The sequence below is a fragment of the Chryseobacterium gilvum genome, assembly GCF_025628965.1.
Classification (GTDB): Bacteria; Bacteroidota; Bacteroidia; order Flavobacteriales; family Weeksellaceae; genus Chryseobacterium; species Chryseobacterium gilvum.
On the sequence record NZ_JAOTEN010000001.1, the window covers coordinates 338,961 to 357,683 of the forward strand.

General features: G+C 36.8%; 18 protein-coding genes. 13 read left to right on the forward strand and 5 right to left on the reverse strand.

Annotation, left to right across the window (positions count from 1 at the left end):
- Positions 1 to 10 precede the first annotated feature (10 nt).
- From N0B16_RS01585 to N0B16_RS01600, 4 genes are all read left to right on the forward strand, one after another.
- Positions 11 to 1,153, forward strand: coding sequence for an inorganic phosphate transporter (locus N0B16_RS01585; protein WP_262988966.1), 1,143 nt, complete (start codon positions 11 to 13; stop codon positions 1,151 to 1,153).
- Positions 1,154 to 1,390: 237 nt separating this feature from the next.
- On the forward strand, positions 1,391 to 2,362 hold the full coding sequence (locus tag N0B16_RS01590; RefSeq protein ID WP_262989957.1) for a polyprenyl synthetase family protein: 972 nt from the start codon (positions 1,391 to 1,393) through the stop codon (positions 2,360 to 2,362).
- Between the two features lie 57 nt (positions 2,363 to 2,419).
- The gene (locus tag N0B16_RS01595) at positions 2,420 to 3,370 is read left to right on the forward strand and encodes a GSCFA domain-containing protein (RefSeq protein WP_262988967.1); all 951 of its coding nucleotides are present in this window, start codon (positions 2,420 to 2,422) and stop codon (positions 3,368 to 3,370) included.
- 9 nt (positions 3,371 to 3,379) lie between these two features.
- Positions 3,380 to 4,141: a TatD family hydrolase gene (locus tag N0B16_RS01600; protein ID WP_262988968.1), complete on the forward strand. Its 762-nt coding sequence runs from the start codon at positions 3,380 to 3,382 to the stop codon at positions 4,139 to 4,141.
- Positions 4,142 to 4,194: 53 nt separating this feature from the next.
- Here N0B16_RS01600 and N0B16_RS01605 read toward each other — a convergent pair whose 3' ends face one another.
- From N0B16_RS01605 to hpt, 5 genes are all read right to left on the reverse strand, one after another.
- Positions 4,195 to 5,454 carry a DEAD/DEAH box helicase gene (locus N0B16_RS01605; protein ID WP_262989958.1) on the reverse strand — a complete coding sequence of 420 codons (1,260 nt, stop codon included), beginning with the start codon at positions 5,452 to 5,454 and terminating at the stop codon, positions 4,195 to 4,197.
- Between the two features lie 159 nt (positions 5,455 to 5,613).
- Complete coding sequence (locus N0B16_RS01610; RefSeq protein ID WP_262988969.1) at positions 5,614 to 6,102, reverse strand: DUF6438 domain-containing protein; 489 nt, start codon at positions 6,100 to 6,102, stop codon at positions 5,614 to 5,616.
- 118 nt (positions 6,103 to 6,220) lie between these two features.
- Entirely contained in the window at positions 6,221 to 7,204 is a 984-nt protein-coding gene (gene obgE, locus N0B16_RS01615; protein ID WP_262988970.1) for a GTPase ObgE, read from the reverse strand.
- Positions 7,205 to 7,283: 79 nt separating this feature from the next.
- Entirely contained in the window at positions 7,284 to 7,862 is a 579-nt protein-coding gene (locus tag N0B16_RS01620) for an adenylate kinase (protein ID WP_262988971.1), read from the reverse strand.
- A 114-nt stretch (positions 7,863 to 7,976) separates the two neighbouring features.
- Positions 7,977 to 8,531, reverse strand: a complete 555-nt coding sequence (gene hpt, locus N0B16_RS01625; RefSeq protein ID WP_262988972.1) for a hypoxanthine phosphoribosyltransferase — start codon at positions 8,529 to 8,531, stop codon at positions 7,977 to 7,979.
- A 380-nt stretch (positions 8,532 to 8,911) separates the two neighbouring features.
- Between hpt and N0B16_RS01630 the strand changes: the two genes are divergently transcribed.
- The 9 genes from N0B16_RS01630 to N0B16_RS01670 all read left to right on the forward strand — a co-directional run bounded on the left by N0B16_RS01630 (position 8,912) and on the right by N0B16_RS01670 (position 18,706).
- A complete protein-coding gene (locus N0B16_RS01630) occupies positions 8,912 to 10,198 on the forward strand; it encodes an adenylosuccinate synthase (protein ID WP_262988973.1) in 1,287 nt (428 codons plus the stop codon).
- A gap of 232 nt (positions 10,199 to 10,430) precedes the next feature.
- The gene (locus tag N0B16_RS01635; RefSeq protein WP_262988974.1) at positions 10,431 to 11,267 is read left to right on the forward strand and encodes an energy transducer TonB; all 837 of its coding nucleotides are present in this window, start codon (positions 10,431 to 10,433) and stop codon (positions 11,265 to 11,267) included.
- Between the two features lie 166 nt (positions 11,268 to 11,433).
- Entirely contained in the window at positions 11,434 to 12,207 is a 774-nt protein-coding gene (locus tag N0B16_RS01640) for a ParA family protein (protein ID WP_262988975.1), read from the forward strand.
- Positions 12,208 to 12,235: 28 nt separating this feature from the next.
- On the forward strand, positions 12,236 to 13,126 hold the full coding sequence (locus N0B16_RS01645; RefSeq protein ID WP_262988976.1) for a ParB/RepB/Spo0J family partition protein: 891 nt from the start codon (positions 12,236 to 12,238) through the stop codon (positions 13,124 to 13,126).
- Complete coding sequence (locus tag N0B16_RS01650) at positions 13,127 to 13,765, forward strand: DUF5683 domain-containing protein (protein ID WP_262988977.1); 639 nt, start codon at positions 13,127 to 13,129, stop codon at positions 13,763 to 13,765.
- Between the two features lie 16 nt (positions 13,766 to 13,781).
- Positions 13,782 to 14,483, forward strand: coding sequence for a 4-hydroxy-tetrahydrodipicolinate reductase (dapB, locus tag N0B16_RS01655; RefSeq protein WP_262988978.1), 702 nt, complete (start codon positions 13,782 to 13,784; stop codon positions 14,481 to 14,483).
- Positions 14,484 to 14,558: 75 nt separating this feature from the next.
- Positions 14,559 to 16,283, forward strand: a complete 1,725-nt coding sequence (gene lepB / locus N0B16_RS01660; protein WP_262988979.1) for a signal peptidase I — start codon at positions 14,559 to 14,561, stop codon at positions 16,281 to 16,283.
- Between the two features lie 56 nt (positions 16,284 to 16,339).
- On the forward strand, positions 16,340 to 16,954 hold the full coding sequence (locus tag N0B16_RS01665; RefSeq protein ID WP_262988980.1) for a WbqC family protein: 615 nt from the start codon (positions 16,340 to 16,342) through the stop codon (positions 16,952 to 16,954).
- A gap of 69 nt (positions 16,955 to 17,023) precedes the next feature.
- Complete coding sequence (locus N0B16_RS01670; RefSeq protein WP_262988981.1) at positions 17,024 to 18,706, forward strand: S8 family serine peptidase; 1,683 nt, start codon at positions 17,024 to 17,026, stop codon at positions 18,704 to 18,706.
- Positions 18,707 to 18,723: the final 17 nt, after the last annotated feature.

An 18,723-nucleotide genomic window follows, 5' to 3' on the forward strand; every position in this document is an offset into this window, starting at 1 on the left:
ACTCTTATAAATGGAATTTCCGATTTTACTGATAGTGATTATTGCATTGGCGTTAATCTTTGACTATATCAATGGTTTTCACGATGCGGCAAACTCTATTGCAACCATAGTTTCCACAAAAGTTTTAACTCCTTTTCAGGCGGTTCTCTGGGCTGCACTCTGGAATTTTGCAGCGTTTTTTATTGCAGCATATATTATCGGGGAGTTTAAGATTGGAAATACGATTGCCAAAACCGTCAACGAAAACTTTATTACCCTTGAAGTGATCTTTTCAGGTCTTATTGCCGCAATCGCCTGGAATCTTTTAACATGGTGGTTTGGGATCCCTTCATCATCATCACACACTTTGATTGGAGGGTTTTTAGGAGCTGCTCTAATGCACGCTTTCTTGTTAGACTACCGTGAAGTAGTTGCGGCGCATCCGGATTTAGGGGTATTTGAAACCCTGAAGGAAGCATTTGTAAAAGTCACCACACAAAGTGTCGTGAAATTTGATAAAGTAATTCCTATCTTTTTATTCATTTTCATGGCTCCGGTGATTGGGATGGTCATTTCGATTATTATTACCCTTATTATTGTTCATCTCTTTAAAAAATCAAATCCGCATAAAGCAGATAAGGCATTTAAAAGACTGCAGCTGGCTTCTTCAGCATTATTCAGTCTGGGACATGGCTTGAATGATGCTCAGAAAGTAATGGGAATTATTGGAGCGGCACTCATCTATTATCATGTGAATATGCTTCAGGATCCTGTTTACGTTAATATTCCTTCGGCAGGACGTTTCGATTATTTTGCCCAGCATTATCTTTGGGTTCCGCTGGTTTCTTTCGTAGCCATTGCATTGGGAACCATGAGTGGAGGTTGGAAGATTATTAAAACCATGGGGACAAAAATTACAAAAGTAACTCCTCTTGAAGGGGTAAGTGCAGAAACGGCAGGTGCAATAACTTTATTTATCACCGATCACTTCGGGATTCCTGTTTCTACCACTCATACGATTACAGGTTCAATTATCGGAGTAGGGCTTACCAAAAGAATCTCTGCCGTGCGTTGGGGAATTACCGTAAGCTTATTGTGGGCTTGGGTTTTAACCATCCCTATTTCTGCTGTTGTAGCTGCCATTACTTATTTGGTGTTTACCTTTTTCTCTTAGATCTCAAATAATAGATTACAGTATAAATTGAAGCGGACATTTGTATAAATGTCCGCTAATTTTTTCCACTCTCAACCCTTCCAGCGTTTTAAACGCTGGAAGAGTTGTTTTATTTATGATACTTATATTGTAAAACATAATTTTGTAGAAATAAGAAAAAACTTTGCTCAAATGGGCAAAGTTTTTTGTTTTACAAGCCCTCTAAAAATCGTATTTTTGTTCAAACTATTAGATGTTATGGAATTTTTAGACACCTACCAACAGATTGTTGATGATGCTGTTACTAAATATACTTTTAAAGACAAACCGGCAGAGCTATACGACCCGATGAATTATATCATCTCTCATGGTGGTAAACGCCTTCGCCCCATCATGGTTTTGATGGCTTGTGATTTGTTTGGCGGGGATATGAGACAGGCGATAAAACCGGCTTTGGCCATAGAGTTTTTCCATAATTTTACCCTGATTCATGATGATATTATGGATGAGGCACCGTTGAGAAGAAATAAACCGACCATTCATACTTTACACGGCATTAATGTCGGGATTCTTTCCGGAGATGGTTTAATGCTGAAGGCCTATAAGTTTTTTGAAGATCTTGAACCTGAAATATTCAAAGCATGTGTAAGAATTTTTACGCATACCGGATTGCTATTATGTGAAGGCCAGCAATATGATATTAATTTTGAGACTCAGGAAAACGTAACTTTTGACGATTATATCAGGATGATTACCTATAAAACCGGAGTGTTGAGCGCCTGTTCTTTTGAGATCGGGGCACTGATTGCCAAAGCACAGTTTAAAGATGCCAAAGCGATTTTTAATTTTGGAAAACACATTGGGATCGCATTTCAGATTATGGATGATTATCTGGATGTATTCGGGGATCAGGCTCAGTTTGGTAAAAAACATGCAGGAGATATTTATGAAAACAAAAAAACGGTGCTGTATCTCTTAGCAAGAGAGCATGGAACGGATGAAGAACGCAAAGAATTAGACTATTGGTATTCTAAAAAGACCGACAATATTGATAAAGTTTACGGGGTAGAAAAGATTTTCAGAAGAACGAAAGTAGACGAAAAAGCATTACGCCTGATCGAAAAACACAACGAAATCGGACAAAGCTACCTTCAAAAAATTAATATTGCAGACGATAAGAAAAAACCATTTACAGAGCTTGCCAATTACCTTTTGAGAAGAGAAAGCTAAACCATAACCATAACAGATTCTGTTTAAAGTTTACCGTACGTTATTAATTCTGCAAACATGAAATTCAGGACAGAAGTTGATCTTAATGAATCCCTGAAAAAAATTGAAATTGAAGATAAAATATTTTCAATCGGTTCCTGTTTTGCTTCCGAAATGTCTGATCTTTTCAGACAAGGGCAATTACAAACGGTTAATAACCCTTTCGGGACTGTTTTTAATCCTTTTTCCATCAATACTGCGATACAAAGGCTGCACGATGCAGAATGGTATCATGAAGAGGAATTGATTGTTTTTAATGATGAATATATTTCCCTCGATCATCATACCAGTTTTGATACGCGGTATATTCATCAGACTTTACAGAAAATAAATGATAAAATTGAAGAGGGAAACCGGTTTCTTCAAGACGCCAACTGGATAATTATTACATATGGGACTTCATTCATTTACGAATTTGAGCCTAAAAAAAAATTAGTCGCCAACTGCCACAAAATTCCGCAGAGCTTTTTTAAGAAACGGCTTTTAACACAACAGGAGATTACAGATTCTGTATACAATACCATTATTAATCTTAAAGATATCTGCAGAGATGAGGTACAGATTCTCTTCACGGTTTCGCCCGTTCGTCACACTAAAGATGGGATGATTGAAAACCAATTGAGCAAATCAAAGCTGATTACTGCTATTCATGAAGTGATTTCTGAGATGCAAGATTGTTATTATCTTCCGGTGTATGAGATCTTAATGGACGATCTTCGGGATTACCGGTTTTACAAAGACGATATGATTCACCCGAATTCTCAGGCAGTCAATTATATTTTTGAAAAGTTTGGACAAGCTTATTTCTCCAGAGAAGCTCAGGATTTTATTAAAGAAAATTTTAAAATTCAGAAAGCTTTGGAACATCGTTCTGAGGACGAAAAAGATCCAAAATTTATAGAGTTTCGGGAAAAATTAAATCAAAGAATCGCAAATCAGCAGGAAAAAGCAAAACATAAGATATTTTAAATCTAAAAAATGATCGATACACATACCCACTTATATTCTGAAGAGTTTGATGAAGACCGGAAAGAGATGATTCAAAGAGCTCTAAATAAAGGGATTACTGAATTTTACCTTCCGGCAATCGATTCGGAATCACACGGAAATATGCTTCAGCTTGAAAATGATTATCCGGGTCAGATCTATTCAATGATGGGACTGCATCCGTGTTATGTAAAACCGGAATCGTGGGAAAAAGAGCTGGAAATTGTTAAGGATTATCTTGATCAGAGAAGTTTTCCGGCAATCGGAGAAATAGGAATTGATTTATACTGGGACAAAACCACTCTGGATATTCAGGTTAAAGCTTTTGAGCAACAGATTGACTGGGCCATTGAAAAAGACGTGCCGATCGTTATCCACACCAGAGAAAGCTTCGACGAAACTTTTGAAGTTTTAGAACGGAAAAAGCACCCTAAACTGAGAGGCATTTTCCATTGTTTTTCAGGAAATCTTGAGCGGGCAAAACAGGCCATCGATTTAAACTTTGCTTTAGGAATCGGTGGAGTAGTGACTTTTAAAAATGGCAAGATTGATCAGTTTTTACATGAAATTCCATTAGATAAAATCGTTTTAGAGACAGATTCTCCTTATTTGGCACCGGTTCCGCATCGTGGAAAGAGAAATGAAAGTTCTTATCTCGATCTGGTGGCGGGGAAACTGGTGAATATTTATGGCCGTGATTTTTCAGAAATTGACAGGATTACGACTGAAAATGCAAAGAAAATATTCCGGTAATCATTCAATAATCTTGTTTAAAATAAAAACCTTCCGGATGGAAGGTTTTATTTTTATTTATTTCTGGAAAAATTATTCTTATTTTTCGGTTTTTTGCTGTGATCCGATTTTTGCTGTCCCGCAGGTTTCGGTCTCGGAATAAAAGGTTTGTTGTTTGAATCTCTTTTTTCAACCACCAGATTGTCGGTATGGAAAGGATGGTTTTTCTCAACAGGAATCTTCATCCCGATTAATTTTTCAGTGTCTTTCAGATTCAGTAAATCCAACCCGTCAACAAATGAGATAGAAGATCCTTCTGCACCGGCACGTCCCGTTCTCCCGATTCTGTGAACGTACGTTTCCGCAACATCAGAAAGTTCAAAATTCACTACATATTTCAGTTCATCAATATCAATCCCTCTCGCAGCAATGTCTGTTGCGACCAGAATGCGTGTTCTTCCGGATTTAAAATTATTCAGCGCGTTTTGTCTTGCATTCTGAGATTTATTTCCATGAATGGCTTCGGCGGAAATATTGCCGGACTGCAATTTTCTTGCAATCTTATCAGCACCGTGTTTCGTTCTAGAGAATACCAAAACGGAATCTGAAATATTGTTCTGAAGAATATGTGTGAGAAGGTCAAGCTTATTTTCTTTATCTACAAAGTAAACAGCCTGTTTAATGGTTTCCGCAGTAGAAGAAATAGGAGTAACTGAAACTTTAATCGGATTGCTTAAAATAGAGTCGGCCAGTTTCTGAATTTCTGTAGGCATGGTCGCAGAGAAAAATAGCGTTTGTCTTTTTGGTGGCAGAAGCTTGATAATTCTTTTAACGTCATGCACAAAACCCATATCCAACATTCTGTCGGCTTCGTCAAGTACAAAAATTTCGAGGTGTTTTAAACTGATGATTCCTTGAGCAATAAAATCTAATAATCTTCCGGGAGTGGCTACCAAAATGTCAACCCCTCTTCTCAAAGCGTTTTCCTGGCTTCCCTGCTTTACGCCTCCGAAAACTACAAGCTTTCTTAAAGGTAAATTTTTGCCGTACGAATTGAAGCTTTCTTCAATCTGTATCGCCAATTCTCTCGTCGGAGTAAGAATAAGGGCTTTAATATGGTTGTTTTTAGGGCCTTTTCTTTCGGTAAGGTTTTGTAAAATCGGGATCGCAAATGCTGCTGTTTTCCCGGTTCCCGTTTGAGCGGTTCCCAATACATCTCTGTGTTCTAAGATAGAAGGAATCGACTGTTCCTGAATAGGAGTTGGTTTTTCATAACCCTCCTTTTGAAGCGCATCTAAAATGGGCTTGATAATGTTTAAGTCTGTAAATAACAAAATAAATCGTGTATTAAATAGTGCGGGTGAAGCAGTATACTTCATCATTTTTAGCAAATCTGCTAAAAAATTAACAGAATTTTTTTAAGTAAAAATTACTTTACTGGCTGAGAATGCCGCGAAATATACTGCAAAGATAAGATAATTAATTTAAATCTCTTATTTCACTTTCGTCCATTGCTGGCTTTGCTTTAATTCCTCAAATAATTGATAGGTCTGCATAAGCTTTTCACTCCCTCTTTTACCGTAATCTTCTACATTTTTTGAGGTACCGTCTGCAAATTTTATTCTTAGGTACGAAGTCGGAAGGTCAGTGACATTCCTTTCTCCGTATTTTTCGTTCAGTGATTGTACATTGAGGTTATCCAATGAAGCGACCAATTTGTTATAATCTGCTTCTTTAATGGTGGTTGTAAAAGTCCCTTCTCTTGGTTTTGAAAATTCGTCTTTTGAAGTTCCTTTTGAAAAGTTGAAATGTTCTGCTTCCAGAACAGCAGTACGGTCTGCATTGATCGTCATTTTATAAATCGGGCAAAATCCAAAACATGCCCCGGCTTCATATTCTATGGTAGAATATTTTGACTGGACTTTCTGAGACTGACACGAGAATAAAACTGCAATGGCAAAGAGACTTAATAAATATTTCATTGTTTTTAAATTTGAATGGGGTCTCTCAATAAGTGTTCCAAAGTGCGTATTAATGGGGGTCTTCAATAAAAAAGGATAAACATTTCTGCTTATCCTTTCATTTATTGATGATTAAATTTTATCCATGAAGTTTTTTCCAGATAGCATCCTTTAGTTCCATCAATCCTTCACCGGTAATGCCGGAGAAAAACAGCGGTTTTCTGTTTTCGGGAAATTCTGCCGCGATTTCTTTTTTAAGCTCATCATCCAGAAGATCGGCTTTTGATACGGAAGTTATAAAATCTTTATCCAAAAGCTCAGGATTGTATTCTTTCAGTTCGTTTTCCAGAATTTTAAATTCCTGGTAATGATTTTCAGAATCGGCAGGAATTAAAAATAACAGAATTGAATTTCTTTCAATATGTCTTAAAAAACGGTGCCCCAAACCTTTCCCTTCTGCAGCACCTTCGATAATCCCCGGAATATCTGCCATTACAAAAGATTTATAGTTTCTGTAATCAACAATTCCTAAATTGGGTGTTAAGGTCGTAAACGCATAGTTGTCAATTTTTGGTTTTGCCGCTGAAACAGAGGCTAAAAGTGTTGATTTTCCGGCATTTGGAAATCCTACCAAACCTACGTCTGCTAAGATTTTAAGCTCAAAAACAACATATCCTTCCTGTCCGTCCATTCCCGGTTGGGCAAATCTGGGAGTCTGGTTGGTAGAAGATTTGAAATGCTCATTTCCTTTTCCTCCCATTCCGCCTTCCATCAGGATGATTTCCTGGCCGTCTTCCATGATTTCACCGATGATTTCCCCTTCTTCATTTTTTGCAATAGTCCCAATCGGAACGTCGATGTAAACATCGGCTCCGTAAGCTCCTGTCAGCTGGTTTTTGGCTCCGTTCTGACCACGTTCCGCTTTCACGTGACGGGTGTAACGAAGGGGAAGCAGGGTCCATTCATTAGCGTTTCCTTTCATAATTACGTGACCGCCTCTACCGCCGTCTCCACCATCAGGACCTCCTTTGGGAATATATTTTTCACGTCTCAGGTGCGCAGAACCTGCACCACCATGTCCACTTTTACAATGAATTTTTACGTAATCTACAAAATTTGACATATAATTTTACTTGGGATTCAGGGTTTAGAGCTCAGGGTTTAGCGTAAATTGTATTACCTAAATCCAAAACCTAATTTCCTTATTTTATTTTTTCTATTTCGGCAAAAAGCTTTTCAGAAATCTCGTTGATCTCGCCGACTCCATTTACTTCTACATATTTTCCCTGCTGTTTGTACAGTTCGGCAACTTCTGCAGTTTTTGCGTAATATTCTTTAATTCTGTTTTCAATGATTTCTACGTTGCTGTCATCGGTTCTGCCACTGGTTTCTCCTCTTTTCAGTAATCTTTCTACCAGGATTTTATCTTCTACGATCAGTGAAAGACAGATATCAATATGGTCATTTAATTCTTCCTGTACGATTTTTTCCAACGCTTCTGTCTGAACTGCAGTTCGTGGATATCCGTCAAAAATGAATCCCGCAGCATCAGTTGGCTTTCTCAATTCATCAACCAGCATATCAATCGTTACCTGATCAGGAACCAATTCTCCTTTGTCAATGTAAGATTTTGCTAATTTTCCCAATTCAGTTTCATTTTTCATGTTGAATCTGAAAAGATCCCCTGTTGAGATTTGCTTTAAATTAAATTTCTCAATCAGATTCTGAGCCTGAGTTCCTTTTCCACTTCCCGGAGGACCGAACAGCACAATGTTTATCATAGTATTGAAGCGCTTCCGGCAATGGGCAGACTGCTTTTTGCTTTCGGCATTTTAATTATTATTAAATTTCTTTCTTTTTACTTTTTAAAATCAGAAAAAGTACTAACGCTACTTTTAATGGTTGATCTGCCCATCGGCTAATTGATATAAATTGGGCAGGTTTCTTCCCAGCTCATCATAATCTAAACCATACCCCAAAACAAATTTGTTTGGGATTTCTTTTCCGATATAATCCAGCTTAAAATCTTTCTTGTACACATCCGGCTTTAGCAGGAATGAAGCAATTTTTACCGATTTCGGGCGTTGTGTTTCGTTAAAATATTTGAAAAGGCTTTCCACGGTGTTTCCTGTATCTACGATATCTTCTACCAGAATGATGTGACGGTCTTTTACGTCTTTTGTCAGTTCCATTTTCTGATATACAATTCCTGTAGATTCGGTTCCTGCGTAAGAGCTCATCTGAATAAATGCAATCTCGCAAGGACCGGAATAATGCTTTAAAAGGTCTGAAAAAAACATGATCACCCCGTTTAAAACACCAATGAACACAGGAACTTCGTCCTTATAATCTTCATAAATTTTTAAAGCGGTCGCTTTTACGATCTCCTGAATTTCAGCATCCTCTAAATAAGGAACAAAAGTTTTGTCGTGAACTTGAATACTTTCCATACAATTTTTAGTAGGTGGCAAAGTTACGGATTTTTGATGAAAGTGTTTTGGTGTTTTTGTTGAGGATTTGGATAAAAGAATTTGGTGTTAAAGGTTGGGTTTGTGAATTTCAAATTATCCTCGAAATTCGTTAATGGTTTCAAACAATGAAAGTTTTGGAAAGATGGTGAGTTTTGTTGAGGTAATTGTTAATCTAAACCTAACAGTTTCAAAAACCTGTTAGGTTTGACTATTTATTTAATCTGTCCTCAATGAGATCTGCTAATTAACTGGTTTTTTCAATTCAAAAATTCCAGTCCCCAAAAAATAAAATCCCCCTCAAATTTGCCCACCCTATTTTTTAAAAGTAATTTTGTGCGAATCTAAAATAAAAGTAAAATATGTCAACTTACGTAGTTGTAGGTCTTCAGTACGGAGATGAAGGCAAAGGAAAAATCACGGATGTTTTATCGGCAAAATCAGATTATGTTGTTCGTTTTCAGGGCGGAGACAACGCGGGTCATACGGTGTATGTGGGTGAAGAGAAATTTGTTTTACACCTTCTTCCTTCAGGAGTTCTACAGTGCAAAGGGAAGTGTATCATTGCGAACGGAGTAGTGGTCAATCCTAAATCTTTCATTAAAGAAGTGGGACAAATCGAAAGCAAAAATATGAGAACTGATCATATTTTTATTAGCAGAAGAGCACATGTCATTATGCCTTATCACATTCTTCTGGATACATACCGTGAAGAAGAACATGGTGGAACGCAGATTGGGACCACGAAAAAAGGAATAGGGCCATGTTACGAAGATAAGATCGCAAGAATAGGGATCAGAATGGTAGATCTTCTAAACCCTGAAATTTTGAGAGATAAAATTGAAAAAAACCTAAGAGTTAAAAATTCACTTTTCGAAAAATACTACGGAAAACCGACTTTAGACGTTGAAGAAATTTACAACGAATTTTTAGAAATCGGAAAACAGCTTCAGCACAGAATCGTAGATACGGAAGTCGAGCTGAATGAAGCCATCAGAGACGGCAAAAACGTTTTATTTGAAGGTGCACAAGCGTTAATGTTAGACATCGACTTCGGAACCTATCCGTACGTTACTTCTTCCTCGCCTTCTACAGGAGGCGTGTGTACAGGAGCAGGAGTTCCGCCAACGTCCCTTAAAAACCTGATCGGAGTTGCCAAAGCGTACTGTACAAGAGTTGGAAACGGACCTTTCCCATCTGAATTGGATAACGAATTAGGAGAAAAGATCAGGCAGATCGGTGGTGAGTTCGGAGCGACAACAGGAAGACCGAGAAGAACTGGCTGGTTAGATCTTGTATCTTTGAAGCATGCATGTATGATCAACGGAATCAATAATTTAGTAATTACTAAATTAGATGTTCTTACAGGAATCGAAAACCTGAAAATCGTAACACATTATAAAACGGAAGACGGAAAAATCATTGATTATTTCACTTCTTCTACAGAAAAATTATACAACTACGAACCGATTTACCAGGATTTACCGGGCTGGAACGAAGACTTGACCAAGGTGAGAAGCTACGATGAGCTTCCCGACACGGCTCAGAAATACATTGAATTTATTGAGAAGTATTTAGGAATTAATGTGTACTTGGTTTCAGTAGGCCCTGAGAGAAGTCAGAATATTATCCGAAAAGAATTGTTTTAATTTTTATTAAAATATATATAGTAAATCCTGCTTATGCAGGATTTTTTTTGTTTTATAGACATTTACTTTATATTTAACGCATAGTTAAATTTTCAATTTATCACATAATTTGCTAATTGATTTAGGTTTTGATAAAATTTTGGCAACTATTTTGATATTGTTTTAAAGGATTATTGCAATGTGTGTGAAAAATTAATAATCCGAATACAATAACAATTTTAATTTTACAGTAATGAAACACCTACAATCAAATCAGGATTTCTATTTTAACGAAATCCTTTTCGAAGGCCGTAATAAACAGTATGGCGCTTACGTTTTAAGAAATGAATCAGACCGGATTTTAACCAAGGCTCTTTTTATAGGAGTTAGTTTATTAGCTACAATTTCTATTACGCCTTTGATTATTAATACTTTTAAATCCAATAATACTAATACTATTATTTGTACATACCCGGCACCCATAGTACTAGATAATGTTGATATACCAGATAATCCTAGAGTAGTTTTACCTCCTAAAATAACAACATCTCCTGCTGTAAAAACTATGGATTATAGGCTTCCTGAACCAACAGCAAATCCTGTTACAGAAAAAGTTGTAAAAAAAATAGAAGGTGCAGTTGCGGGAGTTAAAGACCAACCTACTGGAGTAATTGCTCCTTCAAATACATATGTTCCACCAACTACAATTCCTGGAAAAGGTACCGTTGTTAATCAAATACAACCCCCAGTAAATGTGGTCACTAAAGACCCTAAAGCAATTGATAACTTCCCTGCCGTACAGGCTGATTTTGAAGGAGGTATTAATTCTTTCAGAAATAAAGTAATGAATAAGTTTGATACTTCAGCCTTTGAAGATGGAGGCAGTGTAGCTACTGTTGTTACTTTTATTGTTGAAACAGATGGAACAATCTCAGATATCAAAACAAATGGAAAAGATGCTACCTTCAATGCAGAAGCATTAAGAACAATCAAAGCAGTAAAAGGTAAATGGATTCCAGGTAAAAATAAAAACGGTGAAGCCGTAAGAAGCTATTTCAAATTTCCGATTTCTATGAAGTTTGACAATTAGTATTATTCAAAACAAATCTTAACACTTATCCACAAAATACTATTTTTTGTGGATAATTTTTTTAATCACTAAATTCCTTATTAACAATATTTTAACTCATCTTTCGTTTTTGTGATTCCTTGAAAGCAGAGAAAAATGTGTATTTTTGAAACTTAAAGTTCAAGCAATGGCAAAAATCATAGGTATCGCTAATCAGAAAGGTGGGGTAGGAAAAACCACCACAGCTGTAAATTTAGCTGCAGCATTAGGGGTATTGGAAAAGAAAATATTAATCATTGATGCAGATCCGCAGGCAAACGCAACTTCCGGGTTAGGCGTGGAAGAGGTTCAGTATTCAACATATAATTTGTTGGAGCACAGTGTGGAAACAAGAAATTGTATTCAGAAAACCACCACTCCCAATTTAGACATTGTTCCGTCTCACATTGATTTGGTTGCTGCCGAAATTGAATTGGTAGATAAAAACAACCGTGAGTACATGCTCAAAAAAGCATTGCAAAGCGTGAGAGACGATTATGATTATATTATTATAGACTGTGCGCCGAGTTTAGGTTTAATCACCATTAACGCACTTACAGCGGCTGATTCTGTCATCATCCCTATTCAGTGCGAATATTTCGCCTTAGAAGGATTAGGAAAGTTATTAAACACCATTAAAAACGTTCAGAAAATCCATAATAAAGATCTGGATATTGAAGGTTTGCTGTTGACGATGTATGACAGCCGACTGAGACTTTCCAATCAGGTCGTGGAAGAAGTAAATGCCCATTTCCCGGAAATGGTTTTTGAAACCATCATCAGCAGAAATGTAAGGTTAAGCGAAGCGCCGAGTTTCGGGGAAAGCATTTTAAATTATGATGCAGAAAGTAAAGGTGCCATACAGTATCTTCAGCTTGCAGAAGAAGTGTTGTTGAAAAACGAAAATTTAGTAAAGAATTAAAGCTAAAGCCAAAGGCAATAAGCATAGTATGAAAGATAAAAAAAGAGCGATGGGAAGAGGTTTGGGAGCGATTTTAAGTGCTGAATCCAAAGCTACGATCAATTCTGCGACCGATGAAGGAGCCGATAAATTTGTGGGAAATATTGTTGAAGTGGCCATTGAAGATATTTATCCCAATCCTACCCAGCCAAGAACTTATTTTGACGAAAAAGCACTCAACGAACTGGCCCAGTCTATCAAAAATTTAGGCGTAATACAGCCTGTAACGTTACGAAAAGACGGTGAAAAGTTTGAAATTATATCGGGTGAAAGGCGTTTCAGAGCCAGTAAATTAGCAGGCTTAACATCTATTCCGGCTTATATTCGTTTGGTGAACGATCAGGAGCTTCTGGAAATGGCGCTTGTAGAAAATATTCAGCGTGAAGACCTGGATTCTATAGAGATTGCATTGACCTATCAAAGGCTTCTGGATGAGATCGGGATGACTCAGGAGAATCTGAGTCAGAGAGTGGGGAAAGACAGAAGTACCATTACCAATTCGATCAGGTTACTGAGATTAAGTCCGGATATTCAGAATGCCATCCGAAGCGGCGAGATTTCCGCAGGACACGGAAGAGCCATTATCAGTATGGATAATGAGGAACTTCAGCAGGTTCTGTTTAATCTTATTATTAAAGATAAGTTGAATGTACGTCAGTCTGAGCAGGCCGCAACAGCGCTGAAAACCCCGAAGTCTCCTGCAGCAAAAAAAGTAAAAGCCGAACTCTCCAATAATTATAAAAGAGCGCAAAAGACAATTTCTGACATTTTGGATGTCAAAGTAGAAATTAAAACTACCGGTAATGGTAAAAAAGGCAAAATTCTTCTTGATTTTAAAAATGAAGACGAGTTAGAATATATTTTGTCTCATATTAAATAAATGAAAAAGGTACTTTTTACATTTTTCCTGTGTTGGTTCGCTTTTGTATCCTCACAGGTCGTTCCCAATGATACAGTCCGGGTAGAATCTCTTCCAAAGGACAGCATTGTCGTTACTGAAAACCCCGGAGTTTCCGTTGTTGAAAATATCGAAAAAGTAAATGCACCGTCAAAACCGAAATTATTAAAGCTTAATCCTACAAAAGCAGGTTTATATTCTGCTGTTTTACCGGGTTTGGGACAGTTTTACAACAAAAAATACTGGAAAATCCCGATCGTTTGGGGCGCTGTAGGAGCCGGAGCCGGAATTGCCATCTGGAACCAGAATCAATATCTTAAATACAGGGAATATTATATTGCAAAATTGAACGGAACACCGAACGAATTTGTAGATTCCCGGCCGTATCTTGATAAAATCGCTTTAGGAAATGCGCAGGACAGAATAAAAAGACAGCGCGATTACGCCATCGCAATTACAGGATTATTGTACATCCTGAATATTGTAGATGCCGTCGTAGATGCGCATTTATATGAAGGCCGTAAAGATCCGGATCTGTCTTTTGCACCTGCTGTTATTTACGATGATTTTAATAATTCAAATCCTCCCAAAACGGGACTTAGTTTAAGCTATAGATTTTAATAAAAGTAATTAATCCATGAAGATCGCATTAGTCGGATACGGAAAAATGGGCAAGATCATTGATGAAATTGCCACAAAAAGAGGCCATGAGATCGTTGCAAGGCTTAAAGAAACGCCTACTGCAGAAAACCTGAATCAGCCGGATGTGGTCATCGAATTTTCTTTGCCGGAAGTGGCATTTAACAATATTAAAACCTGCCTTGAAAATAAAATTCCCGTGATCTGCGGAACGACAGGCTGGCTCGAACACAAAGAAGCGATAGAAAAAATTGCTATAGAAAACGAAACTGCTTTTTTATACGGTTCAAATTTCAGTTTAGGGGTAAATCTTTTTTTTGCATTAAACGAAAAACTGGCCGGTTTGATGAAAAATGCAGATGAATATTCTTGTCAGCTGGAAGAAATTCACCATATCCATAAACTGGATGCTCCAAGTGGAACGGCAATTTCCCTGGCGGAAGGAATTATCAGAAACAATCCAAAATTCAGCGCCTGGAAATTAGAAAATACAAAAGGCAATGAACTGGGTATTTTTGCGATCCGCGAAGATGAAGTTCCGGGAACACACAGTGTATTTTACCGAAGTGAAGTAGACGAAATCGAGATTAAACATACTGCTTTCAACAGAAACGGCTTTGCTTTAGGAGCAGTGGTTGCCGCAGAATGGATTAAAGATAAAAAAGGAAACTTTACTATGAAAGATGTTTTGGGACTGTAATTGTAACAAATCATCAAAGTGGTAAACTAATAATAAGCTGCTCAACAAAAATTAACAGATTAGGCACAGAAATTTATGAATTATTTTCTAACGTATACCGTATATGTTCTCATTTTATCCGTATTAATGGGAATATCGACCTGGAAGATGTTTAAAAAAATGGGATACAGCCCATTGTTTGCATTTATCCCTTTCTATAATTATTTTATTATTTTAAAAGAGACGAAGCATCCGAAATGGTGGGCGATTTTATCTTATCTGCCAATTGTAGGTCCCATTATGATGAGTGTTTTTCATTTATATTTAGTAAAAAAGTTTGGCAAAACGCTTTTTAAAGATCAGCTGCTTACGGTGATACTGCCTTTTATTTATATGGCAACCATCAATTATTCCAAAGATCTTGAGCTGGAAGATGAAAATGCGCTTTATCTTACAGAAGAAGAAAAAAATGCCAAGAAGAAAGATACATTTATTGGGTCTATTACTTTTGCGGTAGTTTTTGCAACCATCATTCACGTTTTTTTTACGCAGCCTTTCGGAATTCCTACAGGATCCATGGAAAGAACATTATTGGTAGGAGATTTTCTTTTTGTTAATAAATGGAGTTACGGATACAGATTACCGATGCGTCCTTTGGCAATTCCTTTCTTACAGGGAACCATTATGGATACCGGAGAACCTGGAAATCCTAAAGACGATCCGAAATCTTACGTAGAAGGTGTAAAATTACCGTATGCAAGAATATTTCAGTTCAATAAGCCGCAGAAAAATGATATTGTCGTTTTCAATTATCCTAGAGATTCTGTGCATGTATCACTAGACCGTGCGGATCCTTATGTAAAAAGGTGTGTTGCTGTCGCAGGAGATACTTTTGAAATGAGAAACGGAAGACTTTTTGTCAACGGAAAGCCTGAAACAGTGTTAGGTGATCAGCAAGTGCAGCATGCTTATATATTAAATACATCCAGTCAATTAGATATTCCAGCTTTATATCAAACCTACGGTTTTTTGCCAGTTCAGGAAATGCCAGTTTATAAAGAAGATTCTATTACAAAGCAAAAATCTGTCAGTGGCTTTACATATATGTTTCAAGGTCTGACAAATTCTGTTGCTAAAGAAATTAAAACTCTTCCTCAAGTTTTAGATTTTAAGGAAGAAATTCAAGAAAAAGGCTTTTTTGATATAAGAAATTTTCCAAGAAAGGATAAAAGCGGAGAAGTGTTAAGAAATCCATCAGGAATGGCATTGTTTTCTAGTAAAATTGATACTACAAATTGTATTTTCCCAATCAATAAAAAATGGAATCAAGATCAATATGGTCCACTTAAAATCCCGAAAAAAGGAGATGTTGTAACAATAAATCAAGAAACTTTACCTGAATATCAATGGATTATTAAAAATTATGAACATAATACATTGGTAAATAAAAATGGAAAGTTTTTTATTAACGGAAAAGAAACCAACCAATACACCATTCAGCAGGATTATTATATGATGATCGGAGATAACAGAGATGCTTCCTTAGATGCAAGGTTCTTTGGCTTTGTTCCCGAAGCTAATATCGTAGGGAAGCCGATGTTTACCTGGATGAGTGTGGAAGGAGCATTTAAAGACAATAACTCCTCTTATCAGGCAAACGGATGGAAAATCCGTTGGGATAGAATGTTTAAGGCGACCAACACGGGAGAAGCCAATAAAACTTCCTACTGGTGGATTGCGGTAATGATTCTGGTGATATTCTTCGGGTGGGAATATTTCATGAAATTATTCAGAAAGAAAAAAGAGGAAGAAGATTTATAAAAATTAATAAAGCAATATGAAGTATTTGAAAAAATGCTTCATTTTTATGTAAAACAATGAAGAACGTATTATTACCCGCATTTTATTTGCCACCGATTTCCTGGTTTTCGGTTTTTTTAGATGCCGACAACGAAATTATTTTTGAACAGTTTGAAAATTTTCCAAAGCAGACCTATAGAAACCGAACCAATATTTATGGAGCCAACGGAAAGCTGTCACTCATCATTCCTATCAATCATAATGGCAAAAGAGAATTTAAAGACATCGAAATCTCTTACCGGGAAGATTGGATGAAGCTTCATTGGAAATCTGTTAAAACAGCTTATCAAAGCTCCCCATATTTTGAGTATTACGAAGATAAACTCAAAACGCTGTACGATGACAAAGAAAAGTTTCTCTTAGATTTTAATATAAAAAGTATTGATCTCGTTCAGAATATTTTAAAAACACAGAAGGCACATTCTTTGAATCAGGAGTACATTAAAAATCCCACTGAACTGAGTTTCAGAGAAAAGTTTTCTGCAAAAAATCCATCAGAATATATAATGGATGAATATTATCAGACCTTTACAGATAAACACGGTTTTTTAAAAGATTTATCAATTTTAGACCTTATTTGTAACAAAGGGCCGGAAACTTTGACTTATATCAAAAATAGTAAACAATCGTAATATGAAATCAGTTTCTTGCAATTCACAAGGTAAGATAACGATTCCATTGATCCTTAAAAAAAATTACATATGAAAAAGGTATTATTAGCTGCCGTTTTTTTAACTGGCTTCAGCTTTACTTTCGCACAGGAGTCACAAACTCAAAAACTTGATCCTAAGCAGGATAAAGATCTTATGACTTGGTATCACAAAGATTTTGCCACTACAAAAGTATATGGAGTAGATACGGAAAATGCATATAAATATTTGGAATCCAAAGGATTAAAGCCTAAAACTGTTCTTGTGGGAGTTTTAGACAGCGGGGTTCAGGTAGATCATCCCGGTTTAATTAAAAATATTTGGACGAATCCGAATGAAGTTCCGAATAATGGTAAAGATGATGATGGAAACGGATACGTAGACGATATTCACGGATGGAATTTTATAGGAGGCAAAAATGGAGATATCGATGTAGATAATATGGAAGTAACCAGAGTGGTTGCTAAATATAAGCCTGTTTTCGAAGGCGATGATTCTGTGAAAAATAAAGCCAATCAGTCCAAAATGCCGGAGGAATTTGCGATGTATATGAAATCTAAAGAGATCTATACGGCAAAAAGCATAGAGGCAAAACAAGGATTCCAGATGTATACGACCATTAATGACATCATTCCCAATATGGTTAAATTATTAGGTGGAAAACCTTTAACTCCCGAGAACGTTGCAGCGATCAAAACGCCTACAGACCAAAAGGATGCGATGGCAATGCAGGTTTTGAACCAGGTTGCGCAAAGTCCGGAATTCAAAGGCAAATCATCTGCAGAATTTGAAAAAACAATGAGAGAGCAGATGAAAGAAGCCCTTGATGAAGTAGGCCCTTCTGCAAAGCAGTATGATCTTAATTATGATCCGAGAAAAGAAATCGTAGGGGATAATTATGATAATTATACAGAAAAAAATTACGGAAACAATCATTATGAAGGTCCGGATGCGATGCACGGAACTCACGTTGCAGGGATCATTGCAGGATTGCCGCAAGGTAAAGAAATTCAATATGGTGTTGCATCTAAAGTAGCAAAAATCATGTCGGTAAGAACCGTTCCTAACGGAGACGAAAGAGATAAGGATGTTGCCAATGCAATACGTTATGCAGTAGATAATGGGGCTAAAGTATTAAATATGAGCTTTGGAAAGCCTGTTTCTCCAGGTAAAAATGTAGTTTGGGATGCTTTCAAATATGCTCAGGATAAAGGGGTACTATTGGTAAAAGCTGCCGGAAACGAGAATGAAGATGTTGCAGAACATTTAGCATATCCTACCAACTTTAAAAACGTGACAGATGAAGCACCTTTTGTAAATAATGTGCTTGTGGTGGGAGCAAGTACCAACCAAAACAGCGCATTGAGAGCAGGTTTTTCAAACTACAATAAGAAAATGGTGAATGTTTTTGCGCCGGGTGAGCAAATTTATTCTACAGTTCCTAAAAATGAATACAGATATCTGCAGGGAACTTCCATGGCTTCACCGGTTGTAGCAGGTGCTGCTGCGGTTTTACTGGCGTATATGCCAAATCTTAAGCCGGATCAGATTATTGAAGCGTTGGTAAAATCCAGCAACCCGAATACAGACAATGAATTTGGAAACTTTTCTCAGGCAGGAGGAGTCATTGACGTTAAAAAAGCGGCAGAATATGCGTATACCAATTTTTATAATGGCAAATCTTCTAATGTAAAGAAAAATGTAAAATCTTCTAAAAAATCTGTAAAAAATTAGCAGTCAAAACATTATTA